21 protein-coding genes, 3 tRNA genes and 2 pseudogenes are annotated in these 22836 nt (G+C 73.1%); 10 read left to right on the top strand and 16 right to left on the bottom strand.

Features of this window, described 5'->3' with window-relative positions:
* A pseudogene (locus ABTY20_RS21575) lies at window positions 1-260 on the top strand (pyridine nucleotide-disulfide oxidoreductase); the annotation flags it as partial.
* A gap of 18 nt (window positions 261-278) precedes the next feature.
* Here ABTY20_RS21575 and ABTY20_RS21570 read toward each other — a convergent pair.
* The 3 genes from ABTY20_RS21570 to ABTY20_RS21560 form a co-directional block, all read right to left on the bottom strand.
* Entirely contained in the window at window positions 279-1133 is an 855-nt protein-coding gene (locus ABTY20_RS21570) for an SMP-30/gluconolactonase/LRE family protein (RefSeq protein ID WP_351998630.1), read from the bottom strand.
* Window positions 1130-1903, bottom strand: a complete 774-nt coding sequence (locus tag ABTY20_RS21565; protein WP_351998629.1) for an IclR family transcriptional regulator — start codon at window positions 1901-1903, stop codon at window positions 1130-1132. The genes ABTY20_RS21570 and ABTY20_RS21565 overlap by 4 nt, the downstream gene beginning before the upstream one ends.
* Before the next feature lie 171 nt (window positions 1904-2074).
* Window positions 2075-2947, bottom strand: coding sequence for an ATP-grasp domain-containing protein (locus ABTY20_RS21560; RefSeq protein ID WP_351998628.1), 873 nt, complete (start codon window positions 2945-2947; stop codon window positions 2075-2077).
* 203 nt (window positions 2948-3150) lie between these two features.
* Between ABTY20_RS21560 and ABTY20_RS21555 the strand changes: the two genes are divergently transcribed.
* From ABTY20_RS21555 to ABTY20_RS21545, 3 genes are read left to right on the top strand one after another with little or no spacing between them, the layout of a single operon-like run.
* Window positions 3151-4632, top strand: coding sequence for an acyl-CoA synthetase (locus tag ABTY20_RS21555; protein WP_351998627.1), 1482 nt, complete (start codon window positions 3151-3153; stop codon window positions 4630-4632).
* Window positions 4625-6052, top strand: coding sequence for a carboxyl transferase domain-containing protein (locus ABTY20_RS21550; RefSeq protein WP_351998626.1), 1428 nt, complete (start codon window positions 4625-4627; stop codon window positions 6050-6052). Before ABTY20_RS21555 ends, ABTY20_RS21550 begins: the two co-directional genes overlap by 8 nt.
* 50 nt (window positions 6053-6102) lie before the next feature.
* A complete protein-coding gene (locus ABTY20_RS21545; RefSeq protein ID WP_351998625.1) occupies window positions 6103-7140 on the top strand; it encodes a rod shape-determining protein in 1038 nt (345 codons plus the stop codon).
* A 25-nt stretch (window positions 7141-7165) separates the two neighbouring features.
* On the opposite strand, the gene ABTY20_RS21540 is transcribed toward ABTY20_RS21545, so the two are convergent.
* Window positions 7166-8119 carry an anti-sigma factor RsbA family regulatory protein gene (locus ABTY20_RS21540; RefSeq protein WP_351998624.1) on the bottom strand — a complete coding sequence of 318 codons (954 nt, stop codon included), beginning with the start codon at window positions 8117-8119 and terminating at the stop codon, window positions 7166-7168.
* The gene (locus ABTY20_RS21535) at window positions 8116-8469 is read right to left on the bottom strand and encodes an STAS domain-containing protein (protein ID WP_502991855.1); all 354 of its coding nucleotides are present in this window, start codon (window positions 8467-8469) and stop codon (window positions 8116-8118) included. Before ABTY20_RS21535 ends, ABTY20_RS21540 begins: the two co-directional genes overlap by 4 nt.
* A 198-nt stretch (window positions 8470-8667) precedes the next feature.
* Here ABTY20_RS21535 and ABTY20_RS21530 point away from each other — a divergent pair, with 198 nt between their 5' ends.
* Window positions 8668-9348, top strand: a complete 681-nt coding sequence (locus tag ABTY20_RS21530) for an ANTAR domain-containing response regulator (protein ID WP_351998622.1) — start codon at window positions 8668-8670, stop codon at window positions 9346-9348.
* A gap of 64 nt (window positions 9349-9412) precedes the next feature.
* Window positions 9413-9592, top strand: coding sequence for a hypothetical protein (locus ABTY20_RS21525; RefSeq protein WP_351998621.1), 180 nt, complete (start codon window positions 9413-9415; stop codon window positions 9590-9592).
* A 71-nt stretch (window positions 9593-9663) separates the two neighbouring features.
* Here ABTY20_RS21525 and ABTY20_RS21520 read toward each other — a convergent pair whose 3' ends face one another.
* The 10 genes from ABTY20_RS21520 to ABTY20_RS21475 all read right to left on the bottom strand — a co-directional run bounded on the left by ABTY20_RS21520 (window position 9664) and on the right by ABTY20_RS21475 (window position 15625).
* Window positions 9664-10542 carry a JmjC domain-containing protein gene (locus ABTY20_RS21520; RefSeq protein WP_351998620.1) on the bottom strand — a complete coding sequence of 293 codons (879 nt, stop codon included), beginning with the start codon at window positions 10540-10542 and terminating at the stop codon, window positions 9664-9666.
* A gap of 14 nt (window positions 10543-10556) precedes the next feature.
* The gene (locus tag ABTY20_RS21515; protein ID WP_351998619.1) at window positions 10557-10979 is read right to left on the bottom strand and encodes a lasso peptide biosynthesis B2 protein; all 423 of its coding nucleotides are present in this window, start codon (window positions 10977-10979) and stop codon (window positions 10557-10559) included.
* The gene (locus tag ABTY20_RS21510) at window positions 10976-11236 is read right to left on the bottom strand and encodes a lasso peptide biosynthesis PqqD family chaperone (protein ID WP_351998618.1); all 261 of its coding nucleotides are present in this window, start codon (window positions 11234-11236) and stop codon (window positions 10976-10978) included. The genes ABTY20_RS21515 and ABTY20_RS21510 overlap by 4 nt, the downstream gene beginning before the upstream one ends.
* Before the next feature lie 23 nt (window positions 11237-11259).
* Window positions 11260-13023 (bottom strand): asparagine synthase-related protein, encoded by a 1764-nt coding sequence (locus ABTY20_RS21505; RefSeq protein WP_351998617.1) that lies wholly within the window; start codon window positions 13021-13023, stop codon window positions 11260-11262.
* A 392-nt stretch (window positions 13024-13415) separates the two neighbouring features.
* Window positions 13416-13538 carry a hypothetical protein gene (locus ABTY20_RS21500; protein ID WP_351998616.1) on the bottom strand — a complete coding sequence of 41 codons (123 nt, stop codon included), beginning with the start codon at window positions 13536-13538 and terminating at the stop codon, window positions 13416-13418.
* Window positions 13539-13616: 78 nt separating this feature from the next.
* The gene (locus ABTY20_RS21495) at window positions 13617-14627 is read right to left on the bottom strand and encodes a helix-turn-helix domain-containing protein (protein WP_351998631.1); all 1011 of its coding nucleotides are present in this window, start codon (window positions 14625-14627) and stop codon (window positions 13617-13619) included.
* Window positions 14628-14823: 196 nt separating this feature from the next.
* Window positions 14824-15012 carry a hypothetical protein gene (locus ABTY20_RS21490; RefSeq protein ID WP_351998615.1) on the bottom strand — a complete coding sequence of 63 codons (189 nt, stop codon included), beginning with the start codon at window positions 15010-15012 and terminating at the stop codon, window positions 14824-14826.
* Window positions 15013-15220: 208 nt separating this feature from the next.
* Window positions 15221-15297 (bottom strand) — tRNA-Ile (locus tag ABTY20_RS21485).
* 177 nt (window positions 15298-15474) lie between these two features.
* Window positions 15475-15547, bottom strand: a tRNA-Asn gene (locus ABTY20_RS21480).
* Between the two features lie 5 nt (window positions 15548-15552).
* Window positions 15553-15625 (bottom strand) — tRNA-Asn (locus tag ABTY20_RS21475).
* Window positions 15626-15794: 169 nt separating this feature from the next.
* Here ABTY20_RS21475 and ABTY20_RS21470 point away from each other — a divergent pair.
* The 4 genes from ABTY20_RS21470 to ABTY20_RS21455 all read left to right on the top strand — a co-directional run bounded on the left by ABTY20_RS21470 (window position 15795) and on the right by ABTY20_RS21455 (window position 21385).
* Window positions 15795-16100 carry a YtxH domain-containing protein gene (locus ABTY20_RS21470; RefSeq protein ID WP_351998614.1) on the top strand — a complete coding sequence of 102 codons (306 nt, stop codon included), beginning with the start codon at window positions 15795-15797 and terminating at the stop codon, window positions 16098-16100.
* A 59-nt stretch (window positions 16101-16159) separates the two neighbouring features.
* Complete coding sequence (locus tag ABTY20_RS21465; protein WP_351998613.1) at window positions 16160-17611, top strand: FGGY family carbohydrate kinase; 1452 nt, start codon at window positions 16160-16162, stop codon at window positions 17609-17611.
* Between the two features lie 112 nt (window positions 17612-17723).
* Window positions 17724-19457 (top strand): ABC transporter ATP-binding protein, encoded by a 1734-nt coding sequence (locus ABTY20_RS21460; RefSeq protein WP_351998612.1) that lies wholly within the window; start codon window positions 17724-17726, stop codon window positions 19455-19457.
* Window positions 19457-21385 (top strand): ABC transporter ATP-binding protein, encoded by a 1929-nt coding sequence (locus ABTY20_RS21455; RefSeq protein WP_351998611.1) that lies wholly within the window; start codon window positions 19457-19459, stop codon window positions 21383-21385. Before ABTY20_RS21460 ends, ABTY20_RS21455 begins: the two co-directional genes overlap by 1 nt.
* A 96-nt stretch (window positions 21386-21481) precedes the next feature.
* Here ABTY20_RS21455 and ABTY20_RS21450 read toward each other — a convergent pair.
* A pseudogene (locus ABTY20_RS21450) lies at window positions 21482-22770 on the bottom strand (RNA polymerase sigma factor).
* Window positions 22771-22836: the final 66 nt, after the last annotated feature.

Here is a 22836-nt window from a genome sequence, read left to right as displayed (position 1 = left end):
TGCGGGGCGGCCGGCCGACCGCGGCCGACCGCGTGCTGGCGGCGTACACGCGGCGCCTGACGAGGGCGGCGACGGGGTCCTACGCGGCGGCCTCGGCGGTGTGGGACGTCACGAGCCTGCGCGCCTCCCCCGGCCGGGTGCTCCGGCCCTCCGCGGTGCTGGCGGCCGTGGCCGGGTCCCCGCTGCCGCCGTCGGTCGAGCCCCCGCTGACCCCGGGCGAACGCGAGGTCCTGCGGGGGCTCGACCGTACGGGGGTTTGAGCCGGGGGCGAGGAGGGGTCACCCCGCGAACGGCGGCTGGGGTACCCCCTTGCCCGCGCCCGGCACCACCAGCAGGGAGCCCGCCAGCGGGTGCGGGGCCGTCAGGCCCACGCGGGCCGTGGTGACGTAGAGGTCCGTCAGATCGGGGCCGCCGAAGGCACAGGCCGTGACGAGGGGAACGGGGAGGGGGATCACCCGGTCCAGTTCCCCGGAGGGGGTGTAGCGGCGCACCGCGCCCCCGTCCCACAGGGCCACCCACACGCAGCCGTCGGCGTCGACGCACAGACCGTCGGGGAAGCCCGCCCCGTCCTCGATCACGGCGAACGAGCGGCGGTTCGTGATCCTGCCGTCCGCCTCGCCGACGTCGAAGACGTCGATGCGGCGGGTCGGCGAGTCGATGTAGTACATCAGCCGCCCGTCGGGGCTCCAGCCGGTGCCGTTGCTCACCGCCACGTCGTCGAGGAGGACCTTGGCCGTGCCGTCGCCGGTGACCCGGGACAGCGTGCCGCCGCACGGCGCCTCGTCGTAGCGCATGGTGCCCGCGAAGAGGCTGCCGTCGGGGGCGACGGCGGCGTCGTTGCCGCGGCGTCCGGGGACGACCTCACGGTGCAGCCAGCGGAAGGTGCCGTCGGCGTCGAGCAGGCCGATGCCGTCCCGCAGGTTGAGGACGAGGCCGCCGCCCGCGCGGGGCTTGACGGCGCCCACGTGCTGGTCGGTGCGGAGGACCGTGCGCCGGCCGGTGGCCGGGTCGTAGGTGTGCACGCGGGAGCCGAGGATGTCGATCCACAGCAGGCGGCCGGTGGCCGGGTCCCAGGTGGGGCCCTCGCCCAGGGCCGCCTCCGCGCGGACGGCGACGTCATAGGTGTGTGTCATGGTGTGCTCCGGTGGCCCAGGCGCTCGGACAGTTCGGCGGCGCCCTTCGCGGCGAGCCCTTCCAGCTCGCCGAGGCGGTCGTCGCTCCAGCGGATCATCGGTACGGAGATGGACAGCGCGGCGACCACCTGCCCCGTGCGGTCGCGCACCGGCGCGGCGACGCAGGAGACGTCCGGGTTGGACTCGCGGCTCTCCACGGCGACGCCCCGGGCGCGGATCTCCGCGAGGGCCTCGCGCAGGGCGGCCACGTCGGTGATGCTGTTGGGGGTCATCGCGGACAGCTCGGCGCCGTCGGGGATGCGCGCGGCGAGTTCGTGCTCGGGAAGGGAGGCCAGCAGCATCTTGCCGACGGAGGTGCAGTGGGCGGGCAGCCGGCGGCCGGCCGCCGACACCATCCGCACCGCGTGGGTGGAGTCCACCTTGGCGATGTAGATGACGTCGGTCTCCTCCAGGATCGCCACGTGCACCGTCTCGTCGCAGGTCTCGGCGACCGAGCGGGCCACCTGCTGGCCCTCGGCGGCGAGGTCGAGGTGCTCGGCGTAGCGGGCGCCGAGCTGGTACGGGCGCACGCCGAGCCGGTAGCGTCCGGGCTGGCCCGCCACCGGGACGATGTACTTCCGGGCGGCGAGCGTGGTCACCAGCTCGTGCACGGTGGTGCGCGGCAGCTGCAGCCTGCGCACGATGTCGGGGGCGGAGAGCGTCCCGTCCCCGTCGAGGAAGAGCTCGAGAATGTCGAGAGCCCGGGTCACGGCTGGTACGAGGCGTCCCACGACCGGCCCCCTCCCTATGTGTCTCAGGCGCCTGCGGTCGTTCGAGATTTCAACAGGCGATCGGAATGGCGAACACACAGGCTAGCCATTCGGGCCCGCCCCGGGCAATGGGACGGCCGTCCCCGTCCGTCGGCGCGGAGTTCGCCCGGGGCCTGCCCCGGCGTACGGCGGTCAGCGGGCGGCGGCCTCGAGGATCCCCTCCACCACGCGCGGCACCGACTCCGGGTGCAGCCACAGGAACAGGTTCGGCTCGACCAGCTCCAGCTCCATCACGCGGGGCCGGCCGTCCTCCCCGTCCACGAGGTCGACGCGCGCGTACAGCAGCTCGGGCCCGCCCGGCACGGAGGCCAGCGCCTTCCCGGCGACGGCGGACTCCTCGGGGGTCGGCGTCCAGTCGGTCAGCCCGGGGTGGGCCACCTTGCGCCGGTCGTAGGGCGTACCGGGGGCGAGGACGGGCCCCTTGCGGCTCGCGTGCAGCAGCTTCCCGCCGAAGTACTGCAGCGCCCGCTCGCCGGCGGTGTCGATGCCGTGCACATAGGGCTGCACCATCGCGGTGAACCCCTCGGCGTGCATGCGCCGGACGTGCCGTACGGCCGTGTCGTGTTCCCGGGGCGTGTAGCGGGCGGCGAACCGGGCGCCGGCGCCGGAGGCGGGCTTGACGACGTACTCGTGGTCGTCCGGGAGGCCGAGGGCGTCCCCGGGCGCCAGGTAGCGGGTGTCGACCACCGGCACCCCGGCGGCGGCGAGGTCCCCGAGGTAGCGCTTGTCGGTGTTCCAGCGCACCACGTCCGCCGGATTGGCCAGCCGGGTGAGCGCGCCGCACCGCTCGGCCCACGCGGTGAACTCCGCCGCCCGCCAGCTGTAGTCCCAGGTGGAGCGGATCACGACGAGGTCGAAGCGGGCCCAGTCGACGGCGCCGTCGTCCCACACCTCGGCGGACGCCTCGGCGCCGGCCTCCTCCAGCGCCCGCACCAGCCCCGGCAGGTCCCGGTCCTCGGCGACCTCGGGGCCGGGCCGGCAGGTCACCAGCGCGATACGGGGCACGGCGTCTCCCTTCTCCTGCGAACAGTTGATCGACGGGCAGGCTACAGCCGCGCGGGGAGCCGCGACAGGCCGCTCGACGGGCGGGAGGCGGGCCCGGCGGCGGTGTGGCCGGTGACGGCCGTGCCCGGGCGGGGACGGGTCCCGGACGGCGCGCACACCTGGCAGTCTTCGGACCACGAGCCAAGGAGCAAGGAGTACGCCACGTGTCCTCTCTCTTCCCGCCCCTGACCGGCGGACCGGCCGGCCGGCCCGCCCTGCGCTTCGGCGAGCGCTCACTGACGTACGGGGAACTCGCCCCGGCGGCCGGAGCGGTGGCCGGGGGCCTGACCCGGGCACGCCGGGTCGCCGTGTGGGCCACGCCGACCCTGGAGACCGCGGTCGCGGTCACCGGGGCGCTGCTCGCCGGGGTGCCCGTGGTGCCGCTCAACCCGAGGTCGGGAGGGAGGGAACTCGGCCACATCCTGACCGACAGCGCCCCGGACCTGGTGCTCACCGCGCCCGGCGACGAGCTCCCCGCCCCGCTGGACGGGCTGCCCCGCGTCGGCGTGGACCCGGCGGCCGCGGGGACGCCCCCGGACGACCGCGCGCGGGACCCGGAGGACCCCGCCCTGATCGTCTACACCTCCGGCACCACCGGTCCGCCCAAGGGCGCCGTCCTCCCCCGCCGCGCGATCGCCGCCACCCTGGACGCCCTCGCCGAGGCCTGGCGGTGGACCGGCGACGACGTGCTGGTGCACGGGCTGCCGCTGTTCCACGTGCACGGCCTCGTCCTCGGCGTCCTCGGCCCGCTGCGCCGCGGCGGCTCCGTGCGCCACCTGGGGAGATTCACCCCCGAGGGCGTGGCGCGCGAACTGGGCGCCGGCGCGACCGTGCTGTTCGGCGTGCCGACGATGTACCACCGGCTCGCGGAGGCCCTGCCCGGCGACCCCGGGCTGGTGACGGCGCTGGCCGGGGCGCGGCTGCTGGTGTCGGGCTCGGCCGCGCTGCCCGTGCACGACCACGAGCGGATCGCCGCGGCGACCGGACGCCGGGTCGTCGAGCGGTACGGCATGACGGAGACCCTGATGCTGTGCTCGTCCCGGTGGACACCCCCGGACCCCCGGGCCGGCGTCCGCGCCGACGGCGGGGCCCGCCCCGGCACGGTGGGCGTGCCGCTGCCGGGGGTGGAGCTGCGGCTGGTGGAGGAGGACGGCTCGCCCGTGGCGTCGTACGACGGGGAGACGGTCGGCGAGATCCAGGTGCGCGGCCCGAACCTGTTCACCGGGTACCTGAACCGGCCGGACGCGACGGCCGCCGCGTTCACCGCCGACGGCTGGTTCCGCACCGGGGACATGGCGGTGCGCGACCCCGACGGCTGTGTCCGGATCGTCGGCCGCAGGGCCACCGACCTGATCAAGAGCGGCGGGTACAAGATCGGCGCGGGTGAGATCGAGAACGCGCTGCTGGAGCACCCGGGGGTGCGGGAGGCCGCGGTGACCGGGGAGCCGGACGCCGATCTGGGCGAGCGGATCGTGGCGTGGGTGGTGCCGGCCGATCCGCAGTCACCGCCCGGTCTGGAGGAGCTGGCCGGACATGTCGCCGGGCGCCTCGCCCCGCACAAGCGCCCGCGCGTGCTCCACCACCTCGACGCGCTCCCCCGCAACGACATGGGGAAGATCATGAAGCGGGCGCTGACCCGTGGCTGACCGCCTGTCCGCACGCGCGGTCCTCGCCCTCGTCACCGACGACTTCACCGAACTGCCCCACCCGGCACGGCGGTCCTCCCCCGACGGCCCGCTCGGCTGGCCCGGTTACGGCGCCGCCCGCGCCCGCGCCGCCGAACGCACCGGCGAGCAGGAGTCCGTGGTCTGCGGCACGGCACGGATCGAGGGCACCCGGGCGGTCGTCGTCGCCTTCGAGTTCGGCTTCCTGGGCGGCTCGCTGGGCTCGCGCACCGGCGACCGGCTGGTGGCGGCGTACGCCCACGCCCGCGCGCACCGGCTGCCGGTGGTGCCGCTGGTCGCCACCGGCGGCAGCCGGATGCAGGAGGGCATGCTCGCCCTCACCCAGCTCCAGCGGGTGGCGCGGGAGTCGGCGCTCACCCGGGAGGCCGGGCTGCCGCAGATCGCGGTGGTGCGGGACCCGACGACCGGCGGCGGCTGGGCCACCCTGGGCGCGGGCGCCGACGTGGTCCTCGCGCTGCCCGGCGCGCAGGTCGGTTTCGCCGGCTCGCGGGTGCGGCCCGCGGACGCGGACCCGGCGGCGTACACGGCCGAGGCGCAGGTGGCGGCGGGCGCGGTGGACGCGCTGGTGCGGCCGCGGGAGCTGCGGGGGACGCTGGGCCGCTGGCTGCGGCTGCTGACCCGGCCCTCCGCCGCGCCGGTCCCGCCGCCGCCCCCGCTGGGCAGGACGGACCTGCCGGCCACCGGCTGGGACGCCGTCCGCCGCGCCCGCTCCCCCGAACGCCCGCGCGCCACCGCCTACCTGGACGCCTGCCTCACCTCCCGCGTCGTCCTCGGCGGCGACCGCTGCGGCGGCACGGACCCGGACGGCATGCTCTGCGGCTTCGGCGAGCAGGAGGGCCGTACGGTCGCCTACGCGGCGCAGACCGGGAGGGCCACCCGCCCCGCCGGGTACCGCACGGCCGCCCGGCTGGTCCGGCTCGCGGACCGGCTCGGCATCCCGGTGCTGACGCTGGTGGACACGCCGGGCGCGGCGAACGACGCGGAGGCGGAGCGGCAGGGCGCGGGGGCCGCCATCGCCGACCTGTTCGGCGCCGTGGCCGCCGCCCGGACGCCGGTCACCACGCTGGTCGTCGGCGAGGGCGGCTCCGGCGGGGCGCTGGCCCTCGCGGCCCCCGGCAACACCTGGGTCGCCCCGGACGGCTACTTCTCGGTGATCGCCCCGGAGCTCGCGGCGGCCATCCTCAAGCGGCCGCCGGAGGAGGTGGAGAGCACGGCGGACCGGCTCCGGCTGCGCCCCCAGGACCTGGTGGAGCTGGGGGTGGTCCGGGGGGTCGTGGGACCGGCGGACCGCGCCCCCGCGCCGGAGGGCCCCCGTTCGGCGGCCCCCCACCCGGCCCCCCAGGAAAGGCGCCCGCCCCCGCCCGCCGCGCAGGATGCCTGAGAGGTCCGCCGCCCGGCGGGCCACTGGGCGCGCACTCGGGAGGAACTGCCGTGACCGCCAGTCTGGAGCAGCTGCGCCGCTGCCACTTCGCCGTCGACCTGGGCGCGGCCCGCACCCGGGTGTACGTCAAGGGCGTCGGACTCGTCGTCGACCAGCCGTCCACCGCCGCCGTGAACACCCGCACCGGAGCGCTGATGGCGGTCGGGGAGTTCGCGGAGAGGATGACGGGCCGCACGCCGGACTACATCCGCGTCGTGCGTCCGGTCTCCGGCGGCACGGTCGTCGACATCGAGATGGCCCAGCGCATGCTGCGGCAGCTGATCGGCGACCGGATGCGCCGCACCCTGCGCCGCAAGCCCCGGCTGCGGGCCGCCGCCTGCGTTCCGCACGACGCCGATCCGCTCGCCCAGCGCGCCGCGATCGAGACCCTGGTCGGTCTCGGCGCCCGCCGGGTGGAACTGGTCGACACGCTCATCGCCGCCGCCGTCGGCTGCGGTCTGCCGGTGGAGCGGCCCGAAGCCACCATGATCATGGTGTGCGGTGCGGCGGCCACCCAGGTGGCCGTGCTCTCCCTCGGGGCGATCGTGACGGCGGAGCGGGTCCCCGTCGGCGGCGAGGCCGTGGACAACGCGATCGTGCAGCACCTGCGCCACCAGCACGAGCTGGTGCTGCCCAGCCAGTCCGTACGGCCCCTGCAGCTCGCCCTGCACGGCAACGGGCTCACCCCGCAGGGGCCGGAGTCGACGGAGATCCACGGGCGGGACGTGGCCACCGGGCTGGCCCGGTCCGTGCGGGTCGACACGGCCGCCGTGCGGCAGGCCATCCAGACACCGCTCACCGCCGTCCTCGACGGCATCGGCAGGGTGCTGCGGGAGTGCCCGCCCGACCTGGTCGCCGACCTGGTCGACCGGGGGATCATGATGGTCGGCGGGAGCGCCCTGCTGCCGGGCTTCGACCAGATGCTGCGTCAGGCGACGGGCATGCCGGTGCACATCGCCGAGCAGCCGGAGCTCTGCGCCGTGCAGGGGCTGGGCGAGATGCTGGAGGGCAGGATCGCGCCGATCGTGCTGGACCCGCTGCGCGCCTGAGCCGCGCGGGCGGCCGGACGGGCCGTCAGCGGGGGAACCAGCACCTGATCGTCGTGCCCTCGTCCCCGGTGTGCACGCGCACCAGGTCGGCGATCAGGTTGACCATCAGCAGGCCGCGTCCGCCGCGCTGGTCGCGGGAGGCGGGACGGCGCCCCGCGAGGGGATCGGTCATCCGGCCCCCGTCACGCACCTCGCACAGCACGTGACCGTCCTCGGCCCAGACCCGCAGCACCCCCGAACCGCCGCCGTGCACCACGCTGTTCGTGGTCAGCTCGGCCGTGGCGAGGGCCAGGTCCTCCAGGGTGACGCCGGTGAGGCCGAGCCGCCGTCCCTCGTCGGAGGCGGCGTGCCGGGCCGAGGCCAGCGATCCGGCGACGAACGGGAAGGTCATCGCGTCCGCCACCGGCGGCAGCGGCTCGTTGTAGCGGGCGACGACCGCGTCGGGGGCGTACGTCCCGCTGTCCCGCGCCGGGCGGGAGCCGGCCGGGACGACGACGGGGTGGGTGGCGTGGGCGTCGGCGAGGACGTACGCGGGCAGGCGTGCCGCGTCGTAGGGGCACAGGATCGTGACCGTGCGGCCGTGGAAGGCGGCGTTGATCAGTGCCTCGTGCTGGACGCAGGCGGGGTACTCGGCCGCCGAGCGGCCGGCCCAGACGGGTTCGCCGATGATCCGCACCCGCTGTCCGGCCGGGTGGGCGTCGGCGAAGGCGCGCAGCACGCCGGGGATGATCCGGCCGGGATTGCGTCCGGCCTCGCGCATGTCGAGGAGGCGGACGGTGTCCGCGTCGTCGCCGAGCGCGTCCCGGATCAGCCGCAGCCGGTCGCCGGGCACGGCGACCGCCACGGGCTCGCCGGCCGCGAGCGCCTCGCGCACGAAGGGGACGGTGCCCTCCAGGTACTCCCGGTCGTCCCGGTAGAAGAGGGCGGGGTGGACGAAGGGACCGGGAGGTGTTTCCAGGGGTTCGGCCGCGGCACTCATGACATCGACACCTCGATCGTCGACAGGTCGGGCCAGAACGTCTCCAGCACCCTGCGCAGGGCGGGCGGCGGGCGGCGCACCACGAACCGGCGGCCGTCCCCGAGCCGTCCGGCGGCCGCCGCGAGCGCACCGGCGCCGGCGACGTCGACGAACGTCACCTCGGACAGTTCCAGGTGGTACACGGCCTCACCCTCGCGCACCGCCTGCTCCAGCACGCGCTCCCAGATCGTATGCGTGGCCAGGCCGATCTCCCCGGCCGCGCGGACACCACGGCCGCCCTCCAGCGGGCGCACCGTCAGACACGACGTCGTGGTCCCGGACCCGTACGGCGCCCGGTGGCTGTGCCCCAACACCCGTCTCCCCACGCTCCCGGGCCTGTACGGTACCCCGTTGGTTCCCGGCCATTCCCCGGCACGGTGTGTAGTACGCCGCGGGGCGGGCAGGCGCACCCTCGGCGCAGCCGGGACCCCGGGCAGCCTACCGCTCCGGTGCCGGCCGAACCCCACCCGGACGTCCCGACCCCCCACGAGGACCGACAAGGCGGTGACATGACCTTCGCGGCACCCCTCCCCCTCCTCGGAAGGCTGGACACCTTGGTCATCGGCGCTCACACGGACGCGGGCCGGGCGCTGCTCGCCCCGCGCGGCGAGCTGGTCCGCGGATGCGCCCAGGCCCTGGCCGAGAAGCTGGCGCGGCTGCCCGCCGGCACGGCCCGGGTCGACGTGGACATGAGCGGCGTGCACTTCATGGACACGGCGGGGCTGGAATTCCTGGAGGTGCTGCGCGACCACGGCCGGAAGCGGTCGGTGCCGGTCACGACCGTCCGCTGGAGCGGCCAGCCGCGCCGCATCCTGGAGCTCGCCGGCCTCGACGTCGCGGACCCGCTGCGCTCCCCGGCGCCGGAGGACGTGCCGCCGCGCACCGTCTCGGCGGTGGCGCTGGAACGGGAGGAGCGGCTGCACCTGCTCCAGGAGGAGGTGCGGCAGCTGCGGCGGGCGATCGCCTCGCGCCCGGTGATCGACCAGGCCCGCGGCATCCTGATGGCGACGCACGGGTGCACCTCGGACGAGGCCTGGCACATCCTGCGGGAGGCGTCCCAGCTGTCCAACACCAAGCTCCGCGCGGTCGCGGAGGCGCTCACCGCCGGCGCGGGGGCGCAGGGCGCCCCCCTGCCCGAGGAGGTCCGCTCCGCCCTGGCCCGGGCCCTGGCCCGCCGTCCGGCACGATGACATCGGCCCGTGCGGGGTACCCGGCGACGGACGACCACCGGCCCCGCGAACGGGAGGCAGCACCATGAGCGAGCTGAGCGAGCACACTCCGTCCCAGGCCGAGGGCGACCGGGACGACGACGAGTGGACCACCCCCGAGGTCCCGCACTCCACCCCGTCCCAGGCGGAGGGCGAACGCGACTCCGCGGACGCGCCCGCCGCGTCCGACGACAGCGCCGGGGGGCGGCTGAACCGCCGGGGGTGAGGGCGCGCCCTTCGGGGACCTCGGCGGCTCTCACCCCTCCCCTCCGCTTCTGGTTCCGGCGTTTCTGCGGCTCAGGCCGGGAAGAACGTCTCCATGGCGTCTTCCTCCACCATCCTGAGCAACTCGTCGACGTCGAGCTGGTGGATGGCCGAGGCGAGCTCGCGTGCCACAGCCGCCGCTCGCGCCCTCCGCTCCGTGAGCGGCCCCTCCTCGATCCTGGCCCTGACGTCCCGCGACGCGCGTTCGAACATCGCGAGGGCGAGGTCCTTCGTCTCCGGCTCCTGGATGACGAACGACACGTGTGTACTCGACCTGTCGGTCGCACGTGCGGTGTGCGCGACCCCGGGAGGCATGTAGAGCGCCTCGCCCCGACGAAGGGTGAAGTCCGCGACGCCGGTGCCGGGACCCGCTCCGACGAGGGCGCCGGTCGACCACCAGGCCGATGGTGGGTTCTTCTCCACGAGCCACTGTTTCGAGCCGGCGATCTGCACGGCCACCACGTGCTGGCCGTCCCGGTGCCAGCCGAGTCCAGGGTTGTGCGCCGGCGTGTGGAACATGGTCGCGCCGCAGGAGGCGCGCAACGCCGACGCCATGTGCGCGGCCATCGCGCCGAGCGAGTCGATGAGCTGGTGGGCCTGGTAGACCATCACGGTGGCCCCTTCGGCCACCAGACGCCGGGCCTTCGCCCGGTCCAGGAGCCCGGGGTCCGAGTCCGCCGACGGCGCTCCCCCGATGACCACCTCCCGGTCCGGAAGCTGTCTGCCGTCCCGGGCGAAGGAGATGCGCGGCGGGCGCAGCGACCTCTCCTCCAGCAGCCGGTCGATCGTGATGCGGTCGAGGGAGGAGAGAAAGGAGGGTGCGATGGACAGCGGACTCGTCCGCTTCCCCCAGACCGTCTCCATGTCCGATCCCTCGGCGGTCAGCAGGTCGAACGCGCGTGCCCTCGTCATTGCGACGGTTCCTCTCACGATCGCGGCCGGATGACGACCATTCTGTGGAAGTGCTCGAGCTGCTCGGTGTCCTCGTCTATCGGGATGCCGTCCACCTGGACCCAGGCATGAGCGGTGAAGGGCTCCGTGCGCACTCCCACACACCATTCGGGCCAGGTGCCGCACATGCGGCACAACAGCGCGGTGGCGATCGACCGCTGCAGGCACCACGGCCCCGTGCACATCACGCTGACGAAGAGGACGGCGTTGCGGGCCCGGTGGGCTTCCTCCGGACGACTCGCACGCGCGCCGCGGCGGAACGCTCCGAGCAGAGCGAACTGACGCTCGGGCGACAGCTTCGCGATGCCCCGGGCGAGGAGGACCGCGACCCCCGCCAGCGGGCGGATCCACAGCGGCGGCTGCGAGACCGCCCGCTCGTTGACCATCGAAACGCTCATCGGACGAGCAACTTCGCAGCCTGGAGCTGGCGCACCAGTGTGTGGACGTCCGACACGGTCTGCTCCGACGCGCCGGGGTACTTCTCCTGGAGTCGGCTCGCCGCCGACTCCACGGTCTCGCCGCTCAGCAGCAGACGGACGACCTCGGACCCCGTGCCGTTCAGCTGCCAGTATCGTCCCGTCCGCTTGTGGAGGAACACTATTCCGTCCTCGGACTCGATCATCGTGACGAAGGGGGAGAGGGCTATGCCTGTCATCCGGAGCCTCCTGGTTCGTGGTGTCAGCGCGGCTTGGGGCCGACCTTCGTCGGCAGGGAACGGAGCCATGCCTCGCAGGCCATGGTCTTCTCGAGCGGTCCGATGTGCATGGGGTCCGGCATGATGCCCGAGAGTGCGCGGCGGAAGCCTTCGCGACCGATCAGCCCCAGATCGGCAAGGCGCGACTCCTCACAGATCTCTCGCATCCTTGGGAGGTTGCGCTTCCGGCCCTCGTAGGTGTCCCTGGTGAAATGGCTCTTGGTGGTCCGATCGAGGACGTAATCCGGCACCGTTCCGCGCAGGGCGGCCGCCAGGACGGGTTTGTGACGGCCGGCCACATACCGGTCCTCCAGCCGGACGGACAGCGCCGTCTCCACCACCCGGTCGTCGAGGAAGGGAGCCTCGAAACTCACACCGGAACGCTCCCCGAAAGTGTTCGCGAAGCGAACGATCCAACCGTTCAGGCGGATGCAGCGCAGTATCTCGTGGTGCGCGGGAATCGACGACATCGGCTGGGGGTTCTCCGCCGCCGTGGCGCGCATCGTTTCCTGGACCAGTGCGGCGGCTTCCCGGGAAGCCCACGGAGGGAGTCGCGGGGCGGGCTCCCAGCCCACTTCCGATTCGATTTCGGGCGGGGAGAGCAGTGCGTCAGCGGATCGGTGCAACCATTCGGCGTAGGGCGGAAAGGCCCGGACGACGCGCAGGGTCGTGGCGAGGGACCAGCGTCGCCGGGCGCGCATCGCGCGGACCATGCCCAGGGATCCGAGCAGACTCCGCTGAGCCATGGCGTTGGCATGGGTCGTTCCGGTGGCCGCCAGTTCATCGCTGCCGTGGCCCTGGAGGTGTCTGGTGACCCCGTGCGAGGCCATGATCCGGGCGACGTCCTCCATGTGGCTCGTCATGGCGATGAACGGCGGTGGTTCGTCCACCGCCAGGTCGTCGCGGTCCACGGAGTCGTAGTACGGCGATGCCGTGTCCTTGTCGAGGACGATGTGCTCGGCACCGGGGAGGTCCGCCGCGGCCCGGTCGGCCACGGAGTCGTCGCAGTTCATCGGGTCCATGAGCCGGCGTCGTATGGTCACGAGCCGACCGCCCTGCCCGGCGGCGAGGAAACACAGGCTCGTCGAGTCCATTCCGCCGGAGAGATCGGCCCCGATGACCGGTGACGTGCCCGCTCGCGCCGCGACCGCCGCGACCAGCGCCTTACGGAACTCGGGAGCGGCCGCATCGACCGGAAGCTCCGGTTCCGGAGGAGTCCACCACCGGACCGGCTCGGCGGTTCCGTCGGGACGCAGAGACAGGTAATGCGCAAAGGGAAGGGAGTCGACCTCCCGCCACACACTGCGCTCGCTCAACGGCCACGGTGGGGTGAAGGCGAGCAGATGCATCGCGAGCTGATCCTCGGCCAGGGTCAGCCGTCGCAGTTCGCCCAGTGCGGACAGCCGGTTCGCCGCCACCGTGATACCGGCGCACGACGTGGAGAAGAGCTCCCGCGCGCCGGAGAGACTGCCTTGCGCCCTGACGAAACCGTCGACGGAGGCGACCAGGTGGAAGGAGCCTTCGGTGCGGTCCACGATCCTGTCGAGTTCTCGCACCGTGCGGACTTTCCCGAGCAGTGCCAGGAGTTCGGGTTCCGTGGTGTGCGCGGCACCGAAGAGTACGAGCTTCGACGGACCGGCCTGGACGCAGACGGCAGCGTCCGCCGGCCAGTTCCCCACCAGCCAGGGACGGCCGGAATGATGGCGGATCGTGTTCTTCCGGTACTCCTCGGGGAGCCGGGCGCTCACCCCGTCCGCGGCGGGGTGGTCGGGCAGAATGACGAATTCCATGGACGGCTCCCAACGGTGCAGGTGGCCCGCGTCGACGTCGGCCGCGGTCAGGGGGTCATTAGTGGTACGTGTAGAAGAGGTCCGGAAGCCATCCCCCGCCGCTCCAACGGGTCTTCTGGAGGAATTCGCCGATCTCGAACAGCGCGGGCGCCTCGTAGCAATTCGCCTTGTCCATGTCCCTGCGGTTCCTTTCTCGGTTTCGGTACGGGTTCACGTTCCGCGGACCGCGGTGAAGAAGCCTTCGGCGCGGTCCGCGATCCTGTCGGTTTCTCGCACCGCGCGAACCTCTGCGAGCGGTGCCGGGAGTCCGGGATGTGCCGGTGGCCCGCGTCGACGCCGGCCGCGGGGGGTCAGAGGGCGTACGACGCGTGAATGAGGTCCGGAAGCCGTCCCACACCGGCCCAACGGGTCCTCTGGAGGAATCCGCCGATCTCGAACAGCGCGGGCGCCTCGTAGCAGGCTGTCGTGTTCATGTTTTTCAACTCCTTCGGGAATTGACGCGGTGGACGTGCTGCCCGAATGGGCACAGGTGGAAGACTGCCGGTCCGGCCTCATGAAGTCGTTGACTGGCCCTGCACGCTTCTTGACGGTTCTCGCACGTCGGCACCGAGCCGAGTCAGCCGTCGGTACTCCTTGGGCGGCATTCCGTAGGCGGCACGGAAAGCGCGGCTGAAGTGGGCGCTGTCGGTGAAGCCCCAGCGAGCGGCGATGGCGTGCACCGGACGGCTGTTCAGGGCGGGGTCGGCCAGGGCGCGGCGACAGTTCTCCAGGCGTCGCTCCCGGACCCAGGCCGCGACCGTCAGCCCTTCTTCCTGGAAGAGCTTGTACAGACTGCGGGTGGAGATCTGATGAGCCGCCGCGATGGCCTGGGGGGAGAGCCGGGCGTCTCCGAGGTGGCGCTCGATGAAGCCCTGGACGCGCAGCATCAGCGCACGCCGGTGCGACTCGGACGGTGCGGACCTCTCGGCTTCCAGTGCGTGGACGAGCAGGGCGGTCAGCAGGTCGAGCAGGACGCCGCCCAGCCGGGCGGTGTCGGCCGGGCGGTAGCGATCGGCGTCCCGGACCAGTCCGGTGAGGAAGCCCGACAGCAGCGCGCCGATCCCGTCGCGGCCGGACAGCCGCCTGCCGACGAGCCGGTCCACGCTGCCGGGTGACAAGGGCAGTCGCGCCTTGGGAATCTGCACCTGGATGAGTTCGGCGGAGCCCTGCGGTGCGGCGGCCACCGAGTGGAGCGGCCGGGAACCGTCGTGCAGGACCATCTCTCCTGCCCCGAGCACGGTGTCCCGGCCGGCGTGGGTGACTCTGTGGCAGCCGCGCACGGGGAGCGCCAACTGGTACAGCTCGGGATCGGATCCGCGGATCAGTCTCGGGGTGCGCAGCACCAGGAGCGGCCCGAGGGCCCGGGGGACCGGGGACGGGGGCCCGAGTTCCAGGGTGAGCGGTGCCGCCCCGACGTCGTCCGCGTGCTCCCCGGTGGTGTCCGTCGGTCCGTGTGTGCCGGCGGTCGGCCCCCGCCGCCGGTCAAGCCGTTCCTGCGCGGGCGCGTCCTCGCTGCGGTACACGGTCTGCAACAGAACCGTCCCCTCCTTCGGTGGTACCGGGTGACTGGCTGGCCGTGTCGCCCTGGAGCCCGAAGGGCACGGCCGGGACGCGGCACGCGGCGTGCGGCCGTCCCGGACGGCCAGGGCGTGTCCCACCGTGATCCGGCGGCCGTCGGAAATCCTGCGGAAAGTCTTGAGCAGGGCTTGGAACCGCTGGTCAACGGCTTGGTCCGCCGAGGAGGACGGCACCCCGATGCGGCCCGACGAGGCGGCGCGCGCGTTCGCCGCCCTCGTCGACGAGGGCGGCCTGCGTCGGGTGCGACCGCTCGACCCGCGCCACGGGTACGCGCCGCCGCTGCTCGCCGGTGGCGTGCGGTCGGAGACGGCGCCGGGGGTGCTCGGGCATGCCGGGATGCGGATCACGTCGAAGGTGTACGCGTGTCCGCCGCCCGGTGCGGCGCGGAAGGGCACGGAGCGGGTGGCGGCGCGCGTCCCGGAGGATCTGTGCGACCACTCCGTGACCACCTCGCCGACCGAGTCGGCTCCGCGGTCCGCCCGGAGGCGGACGCGGCCCCTCCGGCAGGAGGTCAGGACGCTCCCGGGGCCGAGGCGTCTGGTGGGGCGGGTGGGACTCGAACCCACGGCCGACGGATTATGAGTCCGCTGCTCTAACCGGCTGAGCTACCGCCCCATAACGGCGTGTCGCGTACATGTGTGCGCGCCGTCTGCCGCAGCATAGCCGCTCATACGATCTCCTGCTTCGGATGGTCGGCTGCCCACGGTCTTCGTGACCATGGAGACTGCGCCGCACCCCGCGCGGTTCCCCCGGACATGAAAAAGGACCCCTACGGGGTCCTCGTTCACCATGCTCCCCCGACTGGACTCGAACCAGTAACCTGCCGGTTAACAGCCGGCTGCTCTGCCAATTGAGCTACGGAGGACCGAGCTCCCCCGACTGGACTCGAACCAGTAACCTGCCGGTTAACAGCCGGCTGCTCTGCCAATTGAGCTACGGAGGAATGACTCGTTGCATCGAACGTGTCCGCCTGGGTATCCGCCAGGGGGCGCTCGCTCGCTGCGACACATACATTAGCGCAAGCAGGGGGGTGCTCCGCCAATCGGTACTCCCCGGCGCGGTCAGCGCGTCGCGGGACCTTCACAGACCGGAACAACGGAAGGGTGGCCGCCATGAAGTACCGGCTCACGTTCGTCGCCGGAGCAGCCCTGGGCTACGTCCTGGGCACGAAAGCCGGCCGGGAGCGGTACGAGCAGCTGCGGAGGTCCGCGCAGCAGCTCACCCGGAACCCCGCGGTGCGCAACACCGCGGAGAGCGCGGCGCAGCAGAGCCGCGAGTTCGCGGACAAGGCCTACCAGGCGGTGAGCCACAAGGTCGGCGACCGCATGCCCGACTCGGTCGCCCAGCGGGTCCGCACCCTCCGCGAACGCACGGCCCACGGCCCGGCGGAGGACGACTGGGGCACCAGCAACACCTAGGGGCCCCTCGGAGGCGCCCAGGCCCCACCCACCCCTCCGCATGCGGCAAAATTCGCCGTATGGGGATAGTCGCCGGACTGGACAGCGCGCCAGACTTCACTCGCATCGTCGTCTGTGACACGGACACCGGAGCCGTGCTCAGACAGGGGTACGCCCAGCATCCGGTCCAGGGTGCCGACGGCGGCCGTCCCTCCGACGTCGACCCGCAGGCCTGGCTGCTGTCCCTCGGGGAGGCGGCGGGCGGCGGCCTGCTGGAGGGCGTGCAGGCCATCGGCGTCTCCGCGCAGGCGAACGCGCTGGTGCCGCTGGACGCGCAGGGCAACACCGTGCGCCCGGCGATGACCGGCGGCGACAAGCGGGCGCAGGTCGCGGCGGCCGATCTGGTCGACGCGTTCGGCGGGCGCGAGGCGTGGGCGCAAGCCGTGGGCTGTGTGCCGGGGGCCGCGCAGTCGGTGACCAAGCTGCGCTGGATGGCCCGCAGCGAACCGGAGAACGCGGCGCGCACCGCCGTCCTGCTGCAGGCGCACGACTGGCTGGTGTGGCAGCTCCTCGGCAGGCCGGTGCGGCGCACCACCGACCGGGGCGGGGCCTCCGGCACCGGCTACTGGGCGGCGGCCACCGGCGGTTATCGGCCCGATCTGGTGGAGCTGGCGCTCGGTCACCAGGCGATGCTGCCCGAGGTGATCGGCCCGGCGGACGCGGCCGGTACGACCCCGGAGGGGCTGCTGATCTCCGCCGGCACGGGCGAGACGATGGCGGCGGCGTTCGGACTCGGGATCGGGCTGGGCGACGCGGTGGTGTCGCTGGGCGCGTCCGGATCGGTGATGGCGGTGCACCCCGAGGCGCTCGTCGACCAGCACGGGATGATCACCTCCCTGGCGGACGCGACCGGCATGCACCTGCCCGTCGTCACCACCCTGAACGCCGTGCGCGCCCTGCGCGGGACCGCCGAACTGCTCGGGGTGCCCGACCTGGAGAGCCTGTCCGACCTGGCGATGAAGTCGACGCCGGGGTCGCACGGTCTGGTGCTGCTGCCGTACCTGGAGGGCGAGCGCACCCCGAGCCTGCCGCACACCGCCGGGACCCTGGCGGGGCTGCGGCGCGAGTCGATGAAGCCGGAGCACCTGGCGCGGGCCGCGTTCGAGGGCATGCTGTGCGGGCTCGCGGACGCGCTGGACGTGCTGCGCGGCCGGGGCGTGGAGGTGCGGCGGGTCTTCCTGCTGGGTCCGGCCGCGGAGTTGCCGGCCGTGCAGTCGGCGGCGCCCGCGCTGTTCGGGGCGCAGGTGGTGGTGCCGCAGCCCGCGGACTACGCGGCGATCGGCGCGGCCCGGCAGGCGGCCTGGGCGCTCGGCGTGTCGCAGGGCGCTCTCGATCCGCGCACCCCGCCCGTCTGGCCGGGCCCGGTGGCGCAGGTGCTGGATCCCGGGGAGGAGCTGGCGGTGGGCCAGGCGGTGCGCCAGCAGTACGTGTCGGTGCGCGAGCAGACGCACCCCGGAGCCTTCCGCCCGTAGCGCAACGGCGGGTTCCGGCCGGTTAATTCGGTTGAGGTAACGCGGGTGGAGTGTTCGACGATGGGGGCCACGGACAGCCAACGCCCCCGTCGACCACTCCGAGAGATTCAGCGTGCTCATACGACTCCTGCGGACCCACCTCGAGCCCTACAAGAGACCCATCGCCCTGCTGGTGCTGCTGCAGTTCCTGCAGACCTGCGCCTCGCTCTACCTGCCCACGCTCAACGCGGACATCATCGACCGGGGTGTCGTCGAGGGCGACACCGGTTACATCCTGGGCCACGGCGTCCTGATGACCGGCATCTCGCTGGCCCAGGTCGTGTGCAACATCGGCGCCGTCCACTACGGCGCCCGGACCGCGTCGGCACTGGGGCGGGACGTGCGCGCCGCCGTGTTCGACCGGGTGCAGTCGTTCTCCGCGCGTGAAGTGAACCACTTCGGCGCGCCCTCGCTGATCACCCGTACGACGAACGACGTCCAGCAGGTGCAGATGCTGGTCCTGATGACGTTCACCCTGATGGTGTCGGCGCCCATCATGTGCGTGGGCGGCATCGTGATGGCGCTCGGCCTGGACGTCCCGCTGTCCGGGGTGCTGGTCGCGGTGGTGCCGGTGCTGGGCGTCTGCGTGACGCTGATCGTACGGCGGCTGCGTCCGCTGTTCCGGACGATGCAGGGGCGGCTCGACACGGTGAACCGGGTGCTGCGCGAGCAGATCACCGGCAACCGGGTGATCCGCGCCTTCGTGCGGGACGCGTACGAGCAGGAGCGGTTCAGGAGGTCCAACACCGAGCTGACCGACGTGTCGCTGCGCGCGGGCAACCTGCTCGCGCTGATGTTCCCGGTGGTCATGACGGTGGTGAACCTGTCGTCGATCGCGGTGGTGTGGTTCGGCGCGCACCGCATCGACAGCGGCGGGATGCAGATCGGTGACCTGACCGCGTTCCTCGCCTACCTGATGCAGATCGTCATGTCCGTGATGATGGCCACCTTCATGTTCATGATGGTGCCGCGCGCCGAGGTCTGCGCCGAGCGCATCCACGAGGTGCTGGACACCTCCTCCAGCGTGGTGCCGCCCGTCGCGCCCGTCACCGAGCTGCGCCGGCACGGCCATCTGGAGATCCGGGGCGCGGGCTTCCGCTACCCGGGCGCCGAGGAGCCGGTGCTGAGGGCCGTCGACCTGGTGGCGCGGCCCGGCGAGGTCACCGCCGTGATCGGCTCGACCGGCAGCGGCAAGTCCACGCTGCTCGGTCTCGTCCCCCGGCTGTTCGACGCGACCGACGGGGAGGTGCTGGTCGACGGGGTGCCGGTGGCGGACCTCGATCCGGCGCTGCTGGCGAGGACGGTCGGGCTCGTGCCGCAGAAGCCCTACCTCTTCGCGGGCACGGTGGCGACGAACCTGCGCTACGGCAACCCGGACGCCACCGACGAGGAGCTGTGGCACGCGCTGGAGGTGGCGCAGGGCAAGGACTTCGTGGAGCGGCTCGAGGGCGGCCTCGACGCGCCGATCGCGCAGGGCGGGACGAACGTCTCCGGCGGTCAGCGCCAGCGCCTCGCGATCGCCCGGACGCTGGTGCAGCGCCCGGAGATCTACCTCTTCGACGACTCCTTCTCCGCGCTCGACTACGCCACCGACGCGGCCCTGCGGGCGGCCCTCGGACGGGAGACGGCCGGGGCGACCGTGGTGATCGTCGCCCAGCGGGTGGCGACCATCCGGGACGCCGACCGGATCGTGGTCCTGGACGAGGGCCGGGTCGTCGGCACCGGCCGGCACCACGAACTGATGGCGGACAACGACACCTACCGGGAGATCGTGCTCTCCCAGCTGACGGAAGCGGAGGCTGCCTGATGGCCGGGCCCGGAGGACGGATGATGGCCGGGGGCGGCCCCGACCAGCGGTCGATCGACTTCAAGGGGTCGAGCAGACGGCTGATCGCCCGGTTCGCACCGGAGCGCCTGACGATCTACGGGCTGCTGGCCTGTGTCGTGCTCAGCGTGGGGCTGACCGTGATCGGGCCGAAGATCCTCGGCGAGGCGACCGACCTGGTCTTCTCCGGCATCGTCGGGCGGGAGATGCCGGAGGGCGACACCAGGGAGCAGGTGCTGGACTCGATGCGGGAGCGCGGCGAGGGCGACGTCGCCGACATGCTCCGCGGCACCGACTTCACCCCCGGCGAGGGCATCGACTTCACGGCCGTGGGCAACGTCCTGCTGGTCGCGCTGGCGGTGTTCGGGGCCGCCGGCCTGCTGATGGCGATGGCGACCCGGCTGGTGAACCGGGCGGTCAACCACACCGTGTTCCGGATGCGCGAGGACGTGCAGACGAAGCTGTCGCGGCTGCCGCTGTCGTACTTCGACAAGCGGCAGCGCGGTGAGGTGCTCAGCCGCGCCACCAACGACATCGACAACATCGGGCAGACGCTCCAGCAGTCGATGGGCCAGCTGATCAACTCGCTGCTCACCATCATCGGCGTGCTCGCGATGATGTTCTACGTCTCGTGGATCCTGGCACTGGTCGCGCTGGTGACGGTGCCGCTGTCGTTCGTCGTCGCCACCCGCGTGGGCAAGCGGTCGCAGCCGCACTTCGTGCAGCAGTGGCGCTCCACCGGCACCCTCAACGCGCACATCGAGGAGATGTACACCGGACACACCCTGGTGAAGGTGTTCGGGCGTCAGGAGGAGTCGGCGCGGAAGTTCGCCGAGGAGAACGACGCGCTGTACGAGGCCGGGTTCAAGGCGCAGTTCAACAGCGGCATCATGCAGCCGCTGATGTTCTTCGTCTCGAACATCAACTACGTGCTGGTGGCGGTCGTCGGGGGCCTGCGGGTCGCGTCGGGCGCGCTGTCCATCGGTGACGTGCAGGCGTTCATCCAGTACTCGCGGCAGTTCTCCATGCCGCTGACCCAGGTCGCCTCGATGGCGAACCTGGTGCAGTCGGGTGTCGCCTCGGCGGAGCGGGTCTTCGAACTGCTCGACGCCGAGGAGCAGGAGGCGGACGTCTCACCGGCCGAGAAGCCCGAGCGGCTGCGCGGACGGGTGGCGCTGGAGCACGTGTCGTTCCGGTACGACCCCGAGAAGCCGCTGATCGAGGACCTGTCGCTGACGGTCGAGCCGGGCCACACGGTGGCGATCGTCGGTCCGACGGGGGCCGGCAAGACGACGCTGGTGAACCTGCTGATGCGGTTCTACGAGGTGTCCGGCGGACGGATCACGCTCGACGGCGTCGACATGGCGAGGATGTCCCGGGACGAACTGCGGTCCCGGATCGGCATGGTGCTGCAGGACACCTGGCTGTTCGGCGGCACCATCGCGGAGAACATCGCGTACGGGGCGTCCCGTGAGGTCACCCGGGAGGAGATCGAGGAGGCGGCCCGGGCGGCGCACGCCGACCGGTTCGTCCGGACGCTGCCCGACGGGTACGACACGGTGATCGACGACGAGGGCGGCGGGGTGAGCGCGGGCGAGAAGCAGCTCATCACGATCGCCCGGGCGTTCCTGTCCGACCCGGTGATCCTGGTGCTGGACGAGGCGACGAGCTCCGTGGACACCCGTACCGAGGTGCTGATCCAGAAGGCGATGGCGCAACTGGCGCACGGACGCACGTCGTTCGTGATCGCGCACCGGCTGTCCACGATCCGGGACGCGGACACGATCCTGGTGATGGAGAACGGCTCGATCGTCGAGCAGGGCGCGCACAAGGAGCTGCTGGCGGCGGACGGCGCGTACGCCCGCCTGTACCAGGCCCAGTTCGCCCGGGCGGTGGCGGAGGTCGACTGAGGCGCGTCGAGCGCCGGAGGGGCCGAGGTCCGGCCCCCTCCGGCGCTCGGGGAGCGGGGTCCGGGCGGAGCCCCGGGCCGGGGCGGCGGCGAGGGGTCAGTCCAGGTAGCCGCGCAGCTGGTCGGCGAAGGTGTGGTCGCGGAGCTTGTTCAGCGTCTTGGACTCGATCTGCCGTATGCGCTCGCGCGTGACGCCGAAGAGCCGCCCGATCTCCTCCAGCGTCCGGGGACGCCCGTCGACCAGCCCGTACCGCAGCTGGACCACCTTCCGCTCCCGCTCCCCCAGCGTCGACAGCACCGCCTCCAGGTGCTCCCGCAACAGCAGGAACGCCGCCGACTCCACGGGACTCGCCGCGTCCCCGTCCTCGATGAGATCGCCGAGCGCGACGTCCTCCTCCTCCCCCACCGGCGCGTGCAGCGACACCGGTTCCTGCGCCAGCCGCAGCACCTCGCCGACCCGCTCGGGCGGCAGGTCCAGGTGCGCGGCGACCTCCTCCGGCGTCGGCTCGTACCCCCGCTCCTGCAGGATCCGCCGCTGCACCCGCACCACCCGGTTGATGAGCTCCACCACGTGCACGGGGACGCGGATGGTCCGGGCCTGGTCGGCCAGCGCGCGCGACATGGCCTGCCGGATCCACCAGGTGGCGTACGTGGAGAACTTGTAGCCCCGCGCGTAGTCGAACTTCTCCACCGCCCGGATCAGCCCGAGGTTGCCCTCCTGGACCAGGTCCAGCATGGTCAGCCCGCGGCCCACGTACCGCTTGGCGACGGAGACGACGAGCCGAAGGTTCGCCTCGATCAGCCGCCGCTTGGCCATCCGGCCCATGACGACGAGCCGGTCCAGGTCGCCGGCGAGCCTGCTGTCCAGATCGGGGGCCAGCCGCAGTTTCTCCTCGGCGAACAGCCCCGCCTCGACACGACGGGCGAGTTCGACCTCCTCGGCGGCGGTCAGCAGCGGGATGCGCCCGATCTCGCGCAGGTACTGCCGGAACAGGTCCGAGGAGGGGCCCCCGGTCTCGGGGCGGACGGGCGCGGCCGGCGCGGCGGGCTCAGCCTGCTCCACGGGCTCGGCCGGCCCGGCGGATTCGGCGGGGTCGGCCGGCTCGGCGGATCCGGCCGGCTCGGGCGGTGTCTCGGGGTGGTGTGCGACGCGGCTCCGCGCGGGCACGGCGACGAGGACGCCGGCGTCGGGCTGGGTGGGGGTCCGGGTCTGGGTCTGCACGGGGGCGACCTCCAGGATGATCGCTGCCGGGGGGGGTGGGGCAGCGGTACTTCGGGAACGGAGTCGGCGGCCCCGCCGCTGTCCGTCCCGTACGCGATGAGCGACACCGCGGACGTCCGGGATCCGCCGGTGAGGGATCGGCCGCGCTCCGAGGACTCAGGCACCGCACCCCAGTGTGGGGTACGACACATCGTCCCCACGAGGGGCGTGCGATGACTTTTTGCGTTCGT

Source organism: Streptomyces sp. NPDC126497, assembly GCF_040302425.1.
Classification (GTDB): Bacteria; Actinomycetota; Actinomycetes; order Streptomycetales; family Streptomycetaceae; genus Streptomyces.
The sequence above is the reverse complement of the archived record's forward strand: the minus strand, read 5'-3'. Positions and strand labels throughout refer to the sequence as shown.